The sequence below is a fragment of the Streptomyces sp. NPDC043996 genome, from assembly GCF_056435225.1.
Window position 1 is genome coordinate 1 of sequence record NZ_JBWKEY010000017.1, and the last position, 16,072, is coordinate 16,072.

General features: G+C 73.5%; 16 protein-coding genes. 9 read left to right on the top strand and 7 right to left on the bottom strand.

Annotated elements, in window-relative coordinates; genetic code table 11:
• Window positions 1–90 precede the first annotated feature (90 nt).
• Both hrpB and AC07A4_RS35000 read right to left on the bottom strand, forming a co-directional pair.
• A complete protein-coding gene (gene hrpB / locus AC07A4_RS34995; RefSeq protein WP_478606783.1) occupies window positions 91–2,640 on the bottom strand; it encodes an ATP-dependent helicase HrpB in 2,550 nt (849 codons plus the stop codon).
• Between the two features lie 52 nt (window positions 2,641–2,692).
• Window positions 2,693–3,442: a class I SAM-dependent methyltransferase gene (locus AC07A4_RS35000; RefSeq protein WP_478606786.1), complete on the bottom strand. Its 750-nt coding sequence runs from the start codon at window positions 3,440–3,442 to the stop codon at window positions 2,693–2,695.
• Window positions 3,443–3,894: 452 nt separating this feature from the next.
• Here AC07A4_RS35000 and rpsA point away from each other — a divergent pair, with 452 nt between their 5' ends.
• Window positions 3,895–5,400, top strand: coding sequence for a 30S ribosomal protein S1 (gene rpsA / locus AC07A4_RS35005; protein WP_478606788.1), 1,506 nt, complete (start codon window positions 3,895–3,897; stop codon window positions 5,398–5,400).
• 125 nt (window positions 5,401–5,525) lie between these two features.
• Here rpsA and AC07A4_RS35010 read toward each other — a convergent pair whose 3' ends face one another.
• Window positions 5,526–6,491: a right-handed parallel beta-helix repeat-containing protein gene (locus AC07A4_RS35010; protein ID WP_478606791.1), complete on the bottom strand. Its 966-nt coding sequence runs from the start codon at window positions 6,489–6,491 to the stop codon at window positions 5,526–5,528.
• Window positions 6,492–6,807: 316 nt separating this feature from the next.
• Here AC07A4_RS35010 and AC07A4_RS35015 point away from each other — a divergent pair, with 316 nt between their 5' ends.
• The 4 genes from AC07A4_RS35015 (at window position 6,808) to AC07A4_RS35030 (ending at window position 9,232) form a co-directional block, all read left to right on the top strand.
• Window positions 6,808–7,746, top strand: a complete 939-nt coding sequence (locus AC07A4_RS35015; protein WP_478606794.1) for a PAC2 family protein — start codon at window positions 6,808–6,810, stop codon at window positions 7,744–7,746.
• A 23-nt stretch (window positions 7,747–7,769) separates the two neighbouring features.
• A complete protein-coding gene (gene coaE, locus AC07A4_RS35020; protein WP_478606797.1) occupies window positions 7,770–8,372 on the top strand; it encodes a dephospho-CoA kinase in 603 nt (200 codons plus the stop codon).
• Window positions 8,373–8,400: 28 nt separating this feature from the next.
• Window positions 8,401–8,781 (top strand): DUF3592 domain-containing protein, encoded by a 381-nt coding sequence (locus tag AC07A4_RS35025; protein ID WP_478606799.1) that lies wholly within the window; start codon window positions 8,401–8,403, stop codon window positions 8,779–8,781.
• A gap of 70 nt (window positions 8,782–8,851) precedes the next feature.
• Window positions 8,852–9,232: a tetratricopeptide repeat protein gene (locus AC07A4_RS35030; RefSeq protein ID WP_478606802.1), complete on the top strand. Its 381-nt coding sequence runs from the start codon at window positions 8,852–8,854 to the stop codon at window positions 9,230–9,232.
• Between the two features lie 31 nt (window positions 9,233–9,263).
• Here AC07A4_RS35030 and AC07A4_RS35035 read toward each other — a convergent pair whose 3' ends face one another.
• Window positions 9,264–9,521 (bottom strand): DUF6343 family protein, encoded by a 258-nt coding sequence (locus AC07A4_RS35035; RefSeq protein ID WP_478606804.1) that lies wholly within the window; start codon window positions 9,519–9,521, stop codon window positions 9,264–9,266.
• 130 nt (window positions 9,522–9,651) lie between these two features.
• Between AC07A4_RS35035 and AC07A4_RS35040 the strand changes: the two genes are divergently transcribed.
• Entirely contained in the window at window positions 9,652–10,608 is a 957-nt protein-coding gene (locus AC07A4_RS35040; RefSeq protein ID WP_478607321.1) for an acyltransferase domain-containing protein, read from the top strand.
• 32 nt (window positions 10,609–10,640) lie between these two features.
• On the opposite strand, the gene AC07A4_RS35045 is transcribed toward AC07A4_RS35040, so the two are convergent.
• Window positions 10,641–11,093: an RNA-binding S4 domain-containing protein gene (locus AC07A4_RS35045; protein WP_478606807.1), complete on the bottom strand. Its 453-nt coding sequence runs from the start codon at window positions 11,091–11,093 to the stop codon at window positions 10,641–10,643.
• Between the two features lie 126 nt (window positions 11,094–11,219).
• On the opposite strand from AC07A4_RS35045, the gene AC07A4_RS35050 reads away from it, so the two are divergent.
• The 3 genes from AC07A4_RS35050 to AC07A4_RS35060 all read left to right on the top strand — a co-directional run bounded on the left by AC07A4_RS35050 (window position 11,220) and on the right by AC07A4_RS35060 (window position 15,206).
• A complete protein-coding gene (locus AC07A4_RS35050) occupies window positions 11,220–12,587 on the top strand; it encodes a M20/M25/M40 family metallo-hydrolase (protein WP_478606809.1) in 1,368 nt (455 codons plus the stop codon).
• Window positions 12,584–14,104, top strand: coding sequence for a YfcC family protein (locus AC07A4_RS35055; RefSeq protein WP_478606811.1), 1,521 nt, complete (start codon window positions 12,584–12,586; stop codon window positions 14,102–14,104). Before AC07A4_RS35050 ends, AC07A4_RS35055 begins: the two co-directional genes overlap by 4 nt.
• A 136-nt stretch (window positions 14,105–14,240) precedes the next feature.
• Window positions 14,241–15,206, top strand: coding sequence for a glycoside hydrolase family 6 protein (locus tag AC07A4_RS35060; RefSeq protein WP_478607324.1), 966 nt, complete (start codon window positions 14,241–14,243; stop codon window positions 15,204–15,206).
• A 7-nt stretch (window positions 15,207–15,213) separates the two neighbouring features.
• On the opposite strand, the gene AC07A4_RS35065 is transcribed toward AC07A4_RS35060, so the two are convergent.
• Complete coding sequence (locus tag AC07A4_RS35065) at window positions 15,214–15,657, bottom strand: N-acetyltransferase family protein (RefSeq protein ID WP_478606813.1); 444 nt, start codon at window positions 15,655–15,657, stop codon at window positions 15,214–15,216.
• On the bottom strand, window positions 15,654–16,064 hold the full coding sequence (locus tag AC07A4_RS35070; RefSeq protein WP_478606816.1) for a RidA family protein: 411 nt from the start codon (window positions 16,062–16,064) through the stop codon (window positions 15,654–15,656). Before AC07A4_RS35070 ends, AC07A4_RS35065 begins: the two co-directional genes overlap by 4 nt.
• Window positions 16,065–16,072 lie beyond the last annotated feature (8 nt).

Consider the following 16,072-nt stretch of genomic DNA (forward strand, 5'->3'; position numbering starts at 1 on the left):
CACCAGGTACGACAAGACCGCCCAGTCCTACACAGCAGCCGTCACCCTCGCATCACTCCTGATGTGGGCGTGACACTTTGACGACAACTCCTAGGCCTCGCGGGCCTGCCGTGCCTTGGTGTGCCGGGTCGGCGCGGCCGTCGCCGGATCCTCGGGCCACGGGTGCTTGGGATAGCGGCCGCGCAGCTCCGCGCGCACCGAGCGGTAGCCGTCGCGCCAGAACGACGCCAGGTCGGCGGTGACGGCCGCCGGGCGTCCCGCGGGCGACAGCAGATGGACGAGCAGCGGCACCCCCGCCACCCGGGGCGTGTCGTCGAGCCCGAACATCTCCTGCACCTTCACGGCCAGAACCGGCCGCTCCGGATCGGTGTAGTCCACCCGGATCCGGGAGCCGCTGGGCACCTCCACGCGCTCCGGCGCGAGCGCGTCCAGGCGGGCCGCCTCGCCGCCCGCCCACGGCAGGAGCCGCGTCAGCGCCTGCCCGGCCTCGATCCGGGCCAGGTCCGCGCGGCGCCGGGCCCGGCCGAGCTCCGGTTCCAGCCAGGCGTCGGGAGCGGCGAGCAGCGCCGCGTCGGACACGTCGGGCCACGGCTCGCCCAGGTGCAGCCGCAGGAACGCGAGCCGGTCCCGCAGCGCGGCGGCGTCCCTGCTCCAGCGCAACAGCGCCACCCCCTCCCGCCTCAGGCCGTCGAGCAGCGCTTCCCGTACGAGCCGGGGGTCGGGGTTCCGCAGCGGGCGCACCGCGAGCTCCACCGCGCCGAGCCGCTCCACGTGCCGGGCGACCACGTCCCCCTCCGCCCAGGCGACCTCGTCGCCCTCCGTGTGCAGGGCGGAGGCGGCGGCGCGCGCGGTGTCCTCGTCGACGACCGCGCCGAGCCGCACGCGCGCGTGCCCCGCGCCGATGGGCCTGTCGGCCACCGCGACGGCCACCCAGGGCGCCCCGCCGAGCCCGGACCCCGGCCCCGCCTCGGCCCGGGTGCCGCCCGCCATCAGATACGTCCCGTCCGCCGCGCGCCGTGCCACCCGCTCGGGGAAGGCGAGGGCGGCCACGAGCCCGACGGCGGCGTCGTCTCCGGTGCCCGCCGCCGGGGCGCCGGGGCCTTCGGAAGCGGCCTGTGCCGCCGAGGTCAGGCGCCGTACCTCCGCCCGCCAGCGCGCCCCGTACCCGTCGTCGCCGCGCCGCGCGCCGCGCAGGGCCGCCGCCAGGTCGTCCCCGTACTCCCGGGGCGGCTCCTCGCTCAGGAGCGCGACGGCCTCCGCGGCCCGCCGCGGGCCGATCCGCGGCGCGGCGTCCAGGAGGGCCCGCGCGAGCCGCGGATGCACGCCCACCCGGGACAGGCGAAGGCCCCGCTCCGTCGCCCGGCCCGTGCCCGCGTCCACCGCCCCGACGGCCGTCAGGACCTCGCGCGCGGCCGCCATGGCGCCGCCGGGCGGCGGGTCGAGCAGCGCGAGCCCACTGGCGCCGGGGTCGCCCCAGCAGGCCGCCTGGAGGGCGAACGCCGTCAGGTCGGCGACCTTGATCTCGGGGGCGGGGAAGCGGGGCAGGCGCGCGTCCTCCGCCTGTGCCCAGCACCGGTACACCGCGCCCGGCGCCTCACGCCCCGCACGTCCCGCCCGCTGCCGCCCCGCCGCCTGCGAGGCCCGTACCGTCGTCAGGGAGCTCAGGCCCCGCGCGTGGTCCACGCGCGGCTCCCGCGCGAGACCGGCGTCGACCACGACCCGCACCCCCGGAACCGTCAGGGACGACTCGGCCACCGCCGTCGCCAGGACCACGCGCCGCCGCTCGCCGCCCGCGAGGACCGCGTCCTGCACCTCGGCCGGGGCGCGCCCGTGCACCTGGAGGACCTCGACGTCCGCCAGGCCGGACAGCTGCCCGGCCACGCGGCCGATCTCGCCGACGCCCGGCAGGAAGCACAGCACGTCGCCCGCGCGCTCCCGCAGCGCCCGCCGCACCACCGCCGCGACGTGGCTGAGCAGCGCGGGGTCCACGCGCAGGCCGTGGGGCGGCCGCACCGGCGCCGTCGGCGGCGCCCACACCACCTCCACGGGGTGCGCGACGCCCGCGGCCTCCACCACCGGGGCGTTCCCGAGGACCCGGGCCCAGCCCTCCGCGTCCGTCGTCGCGGACGCCGCGACCAGCTTCAGCTCCGGGCGCAGCGCTTCGCGCACGTCGATCAGGAAGGCCGCCACGGTGTCCGCGTCCAGGTGCCGCTCGTGGCACTCGTCGAGGATGACGACGTCCACGCCCGCGAGCTCCTGGTCGCGCTGGAGGCGCTGGAGCAGGACGCCGGTCGTGACGACCTCCACGCGCGTGTGCGGGCCCACCACGCGCTCGCCGCGCACCGTGTAGCCGACGGTCCCGCCGGCCTTCTCGCCGAGCAGCCACGCCATCCGCCGTGCGGCGGCGCGGGCCGCGATGCGCCGGGGCTCGGCGACGACCACGCGGCGTACCGGACCGCCACCGCCGGTGAGGCCCGCGAGGGCCAGCGGCACCAGGGTGGTCTTGCCCGTGCCGGGCGGCGCGCACAGCACGGCGGCGCCCGGCCCCTCAAGGGCGGCGCGCAGCGCGGGCAGCGCCTCGCGCACGGGCAGGTTCAGGGCGGCGTCACGGATCGCGCCGCCAGCGTCGTCACGGATCACGCCCCCAGTGTCGTACGGGCGCGGCGGCCGCCCGCCGCGCCCCCGGGAAACGTCAGTCCCGCTCGCACAGGAAGATCGCGGTTCCCGGGATCAGGTTCCCGCGCAGCGGGGACCAGCCGCCCCACTCCTGGGTGTTCCACGCGGGCCACTCCGGCTCCACCAGGTCCACCAGGCGCAGGCCGCTCGCGACGACGTCCCGGACCCGGTCGCCGAGCGTGCGGTGGTGCTCGACGTACACGGCCCGGCCGGTGTCGTCCTGCTCGACGTACGGGGTGCGGTCGAAGTACGAGGCGGCGACCGAGAGGCCCTCGGGGCCCGGCTCGTCGGGGAAGGCCCAGCGGATCGGGTGCGTCACGGAGAACACGAACCGGCCGCCGGGGCGCAGCACCCGGCGCACCTCGCGCAGCACCCGCACCGGGTCTGCCACGAACGGCAGCGCCCCGTAGGCGGAGCAGGCCAGGTCGAAGGAGCCGTCCGCGAAGGGCAGCGCGCCCGCGTCCGCCTCCACCAGCGGCACCCGGCCCCCGTCGATCCGCAGCGCGTGCTGGAGCTGGCGGTGGGACAGGTCGAGGGCCACGGGCCGCGCGCCCTGTCCGGCCAGCCAGCGCGAGCACTGGGCCGCGCCCGCGCCGATCTCCAGGACGTCCTTGCCCTTGAGGTCCTCGGCCGGGCCGAGCAGCTCCGCCTCGACCTCGTCCAGGCCCTCGGGGCCCCACACGAAGCGGTCGTCGCCGAGGAAGGTGCCGTGCTCGACCTGGTAGTCGTCGGCGTTCCTGTCCCACCAGCCACGATTGGCGCGCACACTCTCAGTGACATCGGCGTCACGTCGGGTGGCCTCGGGTTCGGGTGCGTGCGGCTCTTGGATGGTCGGCTCCCTCGTCGGTACTGTGCGAAGCCCTGTCCGGGCCGCCGTCCGAAGGCGTCGCGGCAGAGCGCGCTGCGGCCCTTGTGGCCTCATGTAACTGGTTTTGTGCCGGGTATGCGGCGATCCGCCCCGGGTGTGCGCCTTCGCGCATTGACCCTGTCGGACAGCCCCCGTATGCTACAAGTTGCGCTGCGAGCTTGCGTTCCTCAGACATAGCAGGCTGCGCTCGCGTCTGTTGTATGTCCCCTCGGTTATCGAGGCGCTTCCGTCTCCTTCGGGAACCCCGGAATCCAGCGCCTCCTGAGCTGTCCGGCCTTCGGCAGAGCGAAACGGGCTCCGGCGTAAGCAGTACCTACGACTTCAATGTCCGTACCGGAGCCCTTTCCCACATGACGAGCAGCACCGAGACCACCGCCACCACCCCGCAGGTTGCGGTCAACGACATCGGTAACGAGGAAGCCTTCCTCGCCGCGATCGACGAGACGATCAAGTACTTCAACGACGGCGACATCGTCGACGGCGTCATCGTGAAGGTCGACCGGGACGAGGTCCTGCTCGACATCGGTTACAAGACCGAAGGCGTCATCCCGAGCCGCGAGCTCTCCATCAAGCACGACGTCGACCCGAACGAGGTCGTCGCCGTCGGTGACGAGATCGAGGCCCTTGTTCTCCAGAAGGAGGACAAGGAAGGTCGCCTGATCCTCTCGAAGAAGCGCGCCCAGTACGAGCGTGCCTGGGGCACCATCGAGAAGATCAAGGAAGAAGACGGGATCGTCACCGGTACCGTCATCGAGGTCGTCAAGGGTGGTCTCATCCTCGACATCGGCCTCCGTGGCTTCCTGCCGGCTTCCCTCGTCGAGATGCGCCGCGTCCGCGACCTCCAGCCCTACGTGGGCAAGGAGCTCGAGGCCAAGATCATCGAGCTGGACAAGAACCGCAACAACGTGGTCCTGTCCCGCCGTGCCTGGCTCGAGCAGACCCAGAGCGAGGTCCGCCAGACCTTCCTCACGACCCTGCAGAAGGGCCAGGTCCGCTCCGGCGTCGTTTCCTCGATCGTCAACTTCGGTGCGTTCGTGGACCTCGGCGGCGTCGACGGTCTCGTCCACGTCTCCGAGCTCTCCTGGAAGCACATCGACCACCCCTCCGAGGTCGTCGAGGTCGGCCAGGAGGTCACGGTCGAGGTCCTGGACGTCGACATGGACCGCGAGCGCGTCTCCCTGTCGCTCAAGGCGACCCAGGAAGACCCGTGGCAGCAGTTCGCCCGCACCCACCAGATCGGCCAGGTCGTGCCCGGCAAGGTCACGAAGCTGGTTCCGTTCGGTGCGTTCGTCCGCGTGGACGAGGGCATCGAGGGTCTGGTCCACATCTCCGAGCTGGCCGAGCGCCACGTGGAGATCCCGGAGCAGGTCGTCCAGGTCAACGACGAGATCTTCGTCAAGGTCATCGACATCGACCTCGAGCGTCGCCGGATCTCGCTGTCCCTGAAGCAGGCCAACGAGTCCTTCGGTGCCGACCCGGCGTCGGTCGAGTTCGACCCGACCCTGTACGGCATGGCCGCGTCCTACGACGACCAGGGCAACTACATCTACCCCGAGGGCTTCGACCCGGAGACCAACGACTGGCTGGAGGGCTTCGACGCCCAGCGCGAGGCGTGGGAGACCCAGTACGCCGAGGCGCAGACGCGCTTCGAGCAGCACCAGGCCCAGGTCATCAAGTCCCGCGAGGCCGACGCCCAGGCGGCGGCCGAGGGCGGCGACGCCGCGGCTGCGGCTCCGGCCGCGTCCGGTGGCGGCGGCGGTTCGTACTCCTCCGAGGGTGCGGACACCTCTGGCGCGCTGGCTTCGGACGAGGCGCTCGCCGCGCTTCGCGAGAAGCTCGCGGGTGGCCAGAGCTGAGCTCCTAGCTACCGCTAGCTGAAACGGCGGGCCGCACCCCGACTGGGGTGCGGCCCGCCGTGCGTTTTCCGTCCGCGGGCCGTGGGGGTTGGGCGGGCGGTTCCCCGCGCCCCTTCGGGGCGCTGTTACGGGGTGACCGGAACGTTCGTCAGGCCCTTGCCGCCCCGCACCGTGTTGCTCGCGTGGACCGTCGTCCGACAGGACCCGCTCTGGTTCGTCACGTTGATCGCCAGCTGCTTGTCGCCCGTGGCGCCCGTCAGGTCCGAGGTGTTGCCGCGGAAGACCGTGCCGCAGCCCCAGCCGGACTGCTGGGTGTGCGTCTCGAAGCCGTTGTTCGTGGTGTTCTTGCCGGTGTTGCCCTCGATGACGTAGCCGTTGCCCTTCACGTCGACCCATGAGTCGTCGTAGTTGTTGCCCGTCAGGCCCCTGCCGTCGAAGGTGTTGCCCACGACCCGGCCGCCCTTCGTGCCCTCCTTGAGGTCGATGGCCTCACCGCCGACGTCCGGGCCGATGACGTTGTTCAGGATCTGTACGTTGTCACTCCGGTCGGAGAGGGTGTTCGCGGAGCCCACGTAGATGCCCTCGCCCATGCCCCGGTCGTCGTTGCCGGTGTCGTGGATCCGCGAGTTCTTGATGACGCCGTCGGGGCTCGTCTTGCGGAAGTGCACGCCTTCCATGTCCAGGCCGTGGACTGTCACGCCGTCCACCACCACCCCGCGGGCGGAGTCGATCATGATGCCCTTCTGGCCGCCGGTGACGGTGACGCCCTTGACCGTCCAGTACGAGGCGCCGTTGAGGTGCAGGCCGTAGCCGCCGCCCGCTTTGAGGACGGCCTTCGAGGAGCCGGTGAGGGTGATCCGGGAGCCGGAGCCCGCGGCGATCGTGGTCGTGAAGTTCCCGGAGTACGTGCCGTCGGCGAGGTGGATCGTGTCGCCCGGGGACGCCGAGCCGAGGGCCGCCTTCAGCTCGGCGGCCGTCGAGACCTCGATGGTGTCGGCGGGCGCCGTCGCGGAGGCGGGCGCGGTCAGGGCGAGACCGCCCGCCGTGGTGAGGGCGGCCAGTACGGGGACGAGCAGGGAGCGCGTGCGCATGGGGGGATCCCTTCCGTCGGAGCTAAGGCGGTTCTCGTACATGAATATGAGACGTCATGGTGAACAGCTTGCTGAACCGAGACGGTAGAGGTGGGGCATGTGCGCGTCAAGGTCTGGACCGGGGGTCACGCGAACGCGGCGGTAAGGGCGAGTGGATGGTGTGAACTCGCCGTCGTGCCACGGCAGTTCATGGATGAGAACGCGGTGGCGGGGTGCGCGGGCGGCGGCCCGGCCGGTCCTGTGAATCGGGCGCGGCGGGGAATGCCCGTCCTCCAGGGGGCGTTCTGCTCTATGAACACGAGGAGGAGCGGTCACTGTGCTAGATCCGCAGGGTTTGTACGCGTGGGAGCCGAAGGGGCTCGCGGTCGTCGACATGGCGCTCGCCCAGGAGTCGGCCGGCCTTGTCATGCTCTACCACTTCGACGGCTACATCGACGCGGGCGAGACCGGCGACCAGGTCGTCGAGCGGCTCGTCGACAGCCTCCCCGGGCAGGTCGTGGCCCGCTTCGACCACGACCGGCTCGTCGACTACCGGGCCCGGCGCCCGCTGCTGACCTTCCGCCGCGACCAGTGGAGCTCGTACGAGGAGCCCACCTTGGACGTGCGGCTGCTCCAGGACGCCACCGGCGCGCCCTTCCTTCTGCTCTCCGGGCCCGAGCCGGACATCGAGTGGGAGCGCTTCGCCGCGGCCGTCAAGGAGATCGTCGAACGGCTCGGCGTGCGCCTCTCGGTGAACTTCCACGGCATCCCCATGGGCGTCCCGCACACGCGCCCCGTCGGCCTGACCCCGCACGGCAACCGCACCGACCTGGTGCCCGGCCACGCCAGCCCCTTCGACGAGGCCCAGGTGCCGGGCAGCGCGGAGGCCCTGGTCGAGTACCGCCTCTCGGCGGCCGGGCACGACGTGCTCGGCGTCGCCGCCCACGTCCCGCACTACGTGGCGCGCTCCTCGTACCCGGACGCGGCCCTGACCGTCCTGGAGGCCATCACCGCCGCCACCGGCCTGGTGCTGCCCGGCGTGGCCCACACGCTGCGCACCGAGGCCCACCGCACCCAGACCGAGATCGACCGCCAGATCCAGGAGGGCGACGAGGAACTCGTCGCGCTCGTCCAGGGACTTGAGCACCAGTACGACGCCGCGGCGGGCGCCGAGTCGCGGGGCAACATGCTCGCCGAGCCCGTGGAGATCCCGTCCGCGGACGAGATCGGCCGTGAATTCGAGCGCTTCCTCGCGGAGCGGGAAGGCGACGGCTGAGGGCAGGGCCTAAGCTGCCGGTCATGCTGAAGGTGGGTTTGACCGGCGGTATCGGCGCCGGCAAGAGCGAGGTGTCCCGGCTGCTCGTCGCGGCCGGGGCCGTCCTGATCGACGCCGACCGCATCGCGCGGGACGTGGTGGAGCCCGGTACGGACGGGCTCGCCCGGATCGTCGAGACCTTCGGCGAGGACGTCCTCGCCGCGGACGGCTCCCTGGACCGGCCGAAGCTCGGCGCGATCGTCTTCGCCGACGCCGGGAAGCTGGCCGCCCTCAACGCGATCGTGCACCCGCTCGTCGGCGCGCGCTCGGCCGACCTTGAGCGGGCCGCGGCCCCCGACGCCGTCGTCGTGCACGACGTGCCGCTGCTCACCGAGAACGGCCTCGCGCCGCTGTACGACCTCGTGATCGTCGTCGACACGAGCCCCGAGACCCAGCTCGACCGCCTGGTAGGCCAGCGCGGCATGAGCGAGGACGACGCGCGCGCCCGCATGGCCGCCCAGGCCACCCGCGAGAAGCGGCTCGCGATCGCCGACATCGTGATCGACAACGACGGACCGCTCACGGACCTCACCGACCGGGTCGCCGCCGTCTGGCGGGACCTGGAGGAACGGGCGCGGACGGCCTAGGCGCGCGGGCGCGGGGAGGGGCGGCACTGTGGTCGTACTGGCGGCGTTCACCGCTCTGGGCGGACTCGTCGCGCTGCTCGCGGGCGCGTACGGGCTGCAGCACACCCGGCGCATCACCGAGGCGGGGCAGCTCGCGGAGGCGCTCGTGAAGGCGGTGCGGCCGGGGGCCGACCGGCCGACGCTGCAGTTCGAGACGGCGGACGGGCAGGTCGTGGAGATCGTCTCCCCGGTGCCGGCGAACCGGCGGCGGCCCCTGCCCGCGGGGGAGCGGGTCCGGATCGCGTACGACGCGCAGGACCCCCGGGAGGTCGTCGTGCTCGGCGCCGAGCGGCGCGGCATCGACTGGTGGTTCGTGGGGGCGGGCGCGGCGCTCGTGGTGGTGGGGCTCGCGCTGGCGCTGACCGGGTGAGGGGGCCTCGGGCGGAATACCCGGGATCTCCATGTGTGTTGACCCAGGGAGTGAGGGAAGGAGTTCTGTCGTGCCCGAAAGCAGCCCTGAGAGTCACGTCATCGACTTCCGCGCGGCGGAGCACCTGCTGGCCGCGCGGGACCCGCGAGGCGCGGTGAAGCTGCTCGACGCGGTCATCGCCGCGCACCCGGAGAACACGGCGGCGCGGCTGCTGCGGGCCCGCGCGTTCTTCGCGTCCGCGCAACTGCGGGCCGCCGAGCTGGAGTTCAGCATCGTCCTGGAGCGCGAGCCGGACAACGCGTTCGCGCACTTCGCGCTCGCCCGCACCTATGAGCGCGCCCGGCGGCCCGACCAGGCCCGGCGCCACTTCAGACTCGCGGCGGCGCTCGACCCGCAGCCCGAGTACCTGGCGGCGGCCCGTTTCGACGACACGGGCGCCGACGGCGCGTGAGCACCCGCCCCCTCGCGGCATCCCGGGGCGCTCAGCCCTTCGGCGGCTCGTACGGGGGCACGTCGCGGCCCGGCTGGTAGTGCGGGCCCTGACGGATGTGGCGCACGACAAGGGCCATGTCCACGATGACCACGAGCCACAGCACGGCGCACGCCGCGGCCCAGGTGGGGCGCCCGGCGAGCGCGAACGCGACCGTGCCGAAGGTGGCCCAGACCAAGCCCCATACGCTGAACCAGAAGCGCATGCGCAAGGGACTCCGTGCCGTCACCGGTTCACTGCCTGTGCGCATCGGACGTCATCTCCTCCTTCCAGGGTCCACCCGGCGCGGGCGGAGCGGAAGGGGCGACCGAGGGGTGGGTGGGGCCGTGCTGGACGTGCTGCGGGCCGCGGCGGAGAGTGACGAGGGGCTCGCCGCGTGGCTGCAGGACCTGGAAGACGCGAGCGAGGCGGGCGACGGGCCCGTGGAGGTGGTCCTGCCGGACGCCGACGCGCTGGCGGAGATCCTCCTGGACCTGGCGGTGCCCCACGAGGACATCAACGCGCTCGTCGCCCTGCGCGCGCGGGTCCAGGACCACGACGACACGCGCCTCCTCCTCGAGCGGTGCGTCGCCGCGCTCGTACGGGACCTCGGGGAGCCGGGGAAGCAGCCCCGGATGCCGGTCCTGCCCGAAGAGCTCGGCGAACTCGGCAGCTGCTTCTACGTGTACGTGTTCGTCGCCGCGCTGCCCCACGTCCGCGCCCACCACCGCCGTCACGGCATACCCGAGGCGACGGCGCGGCGCACCCTCGCCGATCTCGGCCGGCACCTGGCGGTGCACCGCAGGGGGCACGGCGCCCGGGGCGTGCCGGTGCCGGGCTGGAACGCGCTGCACTTCCGGGGCGAGCTCTACCAGTTGGGGCGGTTGCAGTTCCAGCGCGCCCGGCTCGGCGCGCGCATGGGCGAGGCCCTGGCCCGCGCCGGGCTCCCGCTCGGCGCCGGGGCCCCGTCTTTAAGCCTGCACGTCCCCGACTTCCACGGCCCGCTGTCGCCCGAGGCGTGCGACCGCTCGGTGGCGCTCGCCCGCGAGTTCTTCCCGCGGCACTACCCCGACGAGCGCTACGAGGTCGTGGTGTGCCACTCGTGGCTGCTCGACCCGCAGCTGCGGCGGTACCTGCCCGCGGACTCCAACATCGCGCGCTTCCAGGACCGCTTCCGGCAGGCCACGACGTACGGCGACGAGGAGCCCGACGACACCGTCCCGATCGGCTTCGTCTTCGGCGACCGGGACCTGCCGGTGGCCGGCCTTCCGCGCCGCACCCGGGTGGAGCGGGCGGTCGTCGACCATCTGCGGGCGGGCGGGCACTGGTACGTGGGGCACGGCTGGTTCCCGCTGTAGTGCCGCCGTGCCCGCGGCCGCCGGGGAGGGCCCTAGTGGCCCTCGGGCTCGTCCTCCAGCGCTTGCCGGGCCGCTGCCGCGAGGCCTGGCAGGCCCCGCAGCCGCTCGAGCTCGCGCCGGTCGCGCTTCGTGGGGCGCCCGGTGCCGCGGTCGCGGATCCCGGCGGGGGCCGTCGCCTCGCGCGGCGGCGGGGGCGGACTGTTGTCCACGTAGCACTCGACGGCGACCGGCGCGCCGACCCGCTTGCGGATGACGCGCTTGACGACGACGATCCGCTCGCGGCCCCCGGCCTGCCGCAGCCGCACCTCGTCGCCGGGCTTCACCGCGTGCGCGGGCTTCACGCGCTCCCCGTTGACCCGCACATGGCCGCCCTTGCAGGCCGCGGAGCCCATCGAGCGGCTCTTGACCAGGCGTACCGACCAGATCCAGCTGTCGACGCGCACGGCAGCGCCCGTCGCGTCCCCTCCCGCAGTCTCCGAAGCCATGCTCCGACCTTAATGCGGCATCCGCGCGGGCACGCCGGACGCCCGGCGAGCCGTCCGGAATCCGCGCGCCACCACGGCCGATAATTCGGGCCTATTACGGCAAACCACGCACAAGAGGTGCTGCCCATGACGCCCGAAGAGCTCGCCACCACGGTCGACGGCCTGATGGACGGCTTGCGCGCCGACCTCGTACGGCTCGCCTCGATCCCGTCCGTCGCCTTCCCCGGGTACCCGGCCGGGCCCGTGGAGGAGGCCCACGACCTGGTCGCCGGGCTGCTGCGGGACGCCGGAGTGCCCACCGTCGAACGCGTGGAGCTGCCCGGCACCGCCCCGGTCGTCTACGGGGAGATCCCGCCGCCGGACCCGGCGGCCCCCACCGTCCTGCTCTACGGCCACTACGACGTGCAGCCGCCCGGCGACGAGGCGCTCTGGAAGTCGCCGCCGTTCGAGCCCACGCCGATCGGGGACGGCGGCGCGCTGCGGGCCCGCGGCATCGCCGACGACAAGTCCAACGTCATCGCCCACCTGGGCATGCTCCGCGCCTACCGGGGCCGACCGCCCGTCGGCGTGAAGATCGTCGTCGAGGGGCAGGAGGAGTACGGCAGCGACTTCGACGGCTATCCGCCGACCGACCCCGAGCGCTTCGCCTGCGACGCCATGGTGATCGCCGACCTCGGCAACCTGCGCCCCGGCACCCCGACCCTCACCACCGGACTGCGCGGCGCCGCCGAGGTCGTCGTCGAGGTCCGCACCCTCGACGAGCCGCGCCACAGCGGCGAGTTCGGCGGTGCCGCGCCCGACGCGCTGCTCGTCCTGCTCAAGGCCCTCGCCACCCTCCACGACGTCCACGGCGACGTCGCCGTGGAGGGGCTGCGCCGCGAGGAGTGGACCGGGACCTCTTACACGGAAGAGGAGTTCCGCGACCTCGCGGGCGTCCGCGACGGCGTGCCGCTCATCGGCAGCGGCGGCCTCGGCGAGCGGCTGTGGAGCGGGCCCGCGATCACCGTGATCGGCCTGGACGCGCCCGGCGTCGAGCACGCCGCGTCGGCGGTCGTACCGCACGCCCGCGCCAAGCTGAACCTGCGCTTCCACCCCCGGCAGGACCCGCGGGAGGCCCGCGACGCGCTGGTGGCGCACCTGCGCTCGCTCAGACCCTTCGGCGTCCCGCTGACCGTGACCCCCGGCGACACGGGACCCGGCTACGAGGCCACCACCGGCGGCCCCGCCTACCGCGCCGCGCTCGCCGCCCTCAAGGAGGCCTGGGGGAAGGACGCCTCGTACGTGGCGACGGGCGGGTCGATCCCGCTGGTCAACGGGCTCGCCCAGGCCGCGCCCGGCGCGGAGGTGCTGCTGTTCGGCGCGCAGGACAGCATGTGCAACCTGCACGCCCCCAACGAGCGCGTGCTGCTCTCCGAACTGCGCAACACCGTCGTGGCCATGGGCGCCTTCGTACGGGAGTACGCGGCCGGCTTCCAGGGCGGGGGCCGGTCATGAGCGCCGCCGCACCCGGCACCGAAGAGCCGCCCACCAAACGGAAGTTCACCTTCCCCAGCGCGCTGACCGTCCTGGCCGTGGTCACCGTCGCGGTGTGGCTGCTCGCGTTCCTGATCCCCTCGGGCGCCTACGACCGCAACGACAAGGGCGCCCCGGTCCAGGGCAGCTACCACCGCGTCCCCGGCGAGCAGTCCTTCACCGACCGCCTCAACGACCTGTTCCTCGCGCCGGTCAACGGTCTGTACGGCATCCAGGACACCGCGTCCGGGCAGGTCGGCCCGGATCTGTCCGGGGACCTGTACGGCAGCGCGGGGGTGTTCCTGTTCGTCCTCGCGATCGGCGCGTTCATCACCGTCGTGTTCGCCACCGGGGCCCTCGACCGGGGCATCGGCCGCCTCGCCCACCGGCTGCGCGAGCGCGGCGCGCTGCTCATCGCGGGCGTCATGGTGGTCTTCTCCGTGCTCGGCACGGTCGAGGGCTTCGCGGAGGAGACGCTCGGCTTCTACGGCCTGATCGTGCCGCTGATGCTGGCGCTCGGCTACGACCGCATGACCGCCGTCGGCGCGATCATCCTGGGCGCGGGCGTCGGGGTGCTGTGCTCGACGGTCAACCCGTTCGCCACGGGCGTGGCCTCCTCGGCGGCGGACATCTCGCTGGGCGACGGGATCGTGCTGCGGTTCGCGATGTGGGTGGTGCTCACCGGGGTGACGGTCCTGTACGTCATCCGGTACGCGCGGCGCGTCCAGCGGGACCCGGAGCGTTCCCTCAGCGGCTTCCTGCCGGGCGACCGGGAGCAGACGGCCGCCGACACGGGCGAGGTGCCCGAGCTGACCGGGCTGCACAAGGTGCTCCTCGGCGTGGTCGCCCTGGTCTTCGCCTTCATGATCTTCTCGGTGGTGCCCTGGTCCAGCGCGCTCACCGGCGACGCGGACGCCAAGCCGTACGGCTTCGAACTGGGCTGGTCCTTCCCGCAGCTCGCGGCCCTGTTCCTGTGCGCGGCGGTGCTCGTGGGCCTGGTCGCGCGGATGGGGGAGCAGAAGCTCAGCGCCACCGTGATCCAGGGAGCCGCCGACTTCATCTCGCCGGCGCTGGTGATCGTGCTGGCCCGTGGCGTCACGGTCATCATGAACAACTCGCAGGTCACCGACACGGTGCTGCACTCTATCGAGGGCGTGGTCAAGGGCACGTCGTCCGGGGTGTTCGCGGTGATCGTGTTCGTGGTGAACCTGCCGCTCGCCTTCCTCATCCCCTCCACGTCCGGGCACGCCACGCTCGCCATGCCGATCCTCGCGCCGCTCGCCGACTTCGCCGGGGTGTCCCGGTCGGTCGTGGTGACGGCGTGGGCGGCGGCCAGCGGGTGGATGAACCTGTGGGTCCCGACGACGGCGGTGACGATCGGCGGGGTGGCGCTGGCGAAGGTCGGCTACGACCGGTATCTGCGGTTCGTGTGGCCGCTGCTCGTGATCCTGTTCGTGCTGATCTGCGGGTTCGTGGTGATGGGGGCGGCGGTGACGTGACCGGGGGTGTTCCCCTAACCCGCCCCGTCCCGAGCCGGGGGCTTCGCCCCCTGGACCCCCCTCATCGCCGCTTCGCGGCTCGTCCTCAAACGCCGGACGGGCTTGAACCCCCGAACGTTCGGAGCCTTCGTTGTCCCTGACAGCTCGTCTTCGCCGTGTCGTCCTCGGCGCGCTCGCCCTCGGCCTGCTCGCCTCCGTTCCCGCGTCCGCCTCCGGCGGCCGGGACGGCGGGGTCTCGTTCTGGGTGAACCCGGACTCCGGGGCGGCCCGGCAGGCCGCCGCGTGGAGTCGGCAGGGGCGGTTCGCGGACGCCTGGGCCATGGCGCGGATCGCGGTGCGGCCGCAGGCCGAGTGGCTGCCCAGGGACGCGCCGGGGCCCATGGTGCGCTCGGTCGTGGAGCGGGCGGCCGCCGCGGGGCGGACCGCCGTGCTCGTCACGTACTTCATTCCGGACCGCGACTGCGGCCTGTACTCGGCGGGCGGCGCGCGGGACGCGGTGCACTACCGGCGCTGGATCGACGAGTTCGCCGCCGGGCTCGGCGCGCACGCGGCGTACGTGATCGTCGAGCCGGACGCCGTCGCGCAGACGGTGGCGGGCTGCCTGGGGGCCGACACCGACGAGCGGTACGCGCTCCTCGCGTACGCCGTGGCCCGGCTGAAGCGGCAGGCGGGCGCCAAGGTGTACCTCGACGCGGGCAACGCCACCTGGATTCCGCAGGTGGGGCGGCTGGTGACGCCGCTGCGGCGCGCGGGCGTCGACCGGGCCGACGGCTTCGCCCTGAACGTGTCCAACTTCCACACCAACGAGGTGAGCGCGGAGTACGGGCACAGCCTGGTGCGGGCGCTCGGCGGCGGCCCCCGCTTCGTCATCGACACCAGCCGCAACGGCAACGGCCCGTACCCGGGCGCCATGCCCTGGTGCAACCCGCCCGGCCGCGCCCTCGGCACCGCGCCCACGACGCGCACCGGCGACGCTGCCGTCGACGCCTATCTGTGGATCAAGCGGCCGGGCGAGTCGGACGGCACCTGCAGGGGCGGGCCCGAAGCCGGTGAGTTCTGGCCGTCGTACGCGCTCGAACTGGCCCGTGCGGCACGGCTGTGATGGGGCGTCACGGCCGCCAGGAGTAGCGCACGTCCGGCTCGCCCTCCTCGTTGTCGCCGTCCGTCCACTGGACGGCGACGAAGCCGTGCCGTTCGTAGAAACGCCGGGCCGGGGCGTTGACCTGGAACGTCCAGAGGGACAACCCGTCCGGGGCGCGCTCCTTGGCCAGGGCGACGAAGCGGTCGCCGACGCCGCGGCCGCGCCAGTCGGGCGCAAGGTAGAGCTGGCCGAGTTCGGCGCCGTCCAGGACCATCATGCCGACCACCGCGCCGGCCGCCCGCGCCACCCAGGTGCTGCCGCGCTCCAGGACCACGTGCCGGAAGTACTCCCGCACCTCGTCGTCGCCGTGGGCCCGGCGCACGGTCGGCAGGGCCGCGTCGTAGGAGCGCAGGTACACCTCGGCGACGGCGGGGCCCTCCGCCGCCGTGGCCGGGCCCAGGGTGACCGTCACGCGTCGGGCACCACGGCGGTGACGGTGATCTCCACGAGCTGGCCGGGATAGCCGAGGACCGGCACGCCGAGGAGCGTCGAGGGGTGCGGCTGAGGCGTGAGCAGCCCCGAGGCGCGCACGACCTCCCAGGCCTCGGTCAGCACGCTCGGCTCGTCCGCGACGACGTACACGCTGCTCGAGACGACCCGGGTCAGATCGCTGCCGACGGCGCGCAGGGCCTCGTCGAGGTTGGCGATGACCTGGCGCGTCTGCGCCGTCACATCCCCCTCCCCGATCAGCTTGCCCGTCGCGTCGAGCGGCACGGAACCGGCCATGAACGCGAGCCGCGTCCCGGCTTCGACGACGGTGGCGTGGGCGTATCCGGGGGGCGGGAAGAGGGACGGGACGATGTGGGAGTGGGTGGTCATGGGGGCAT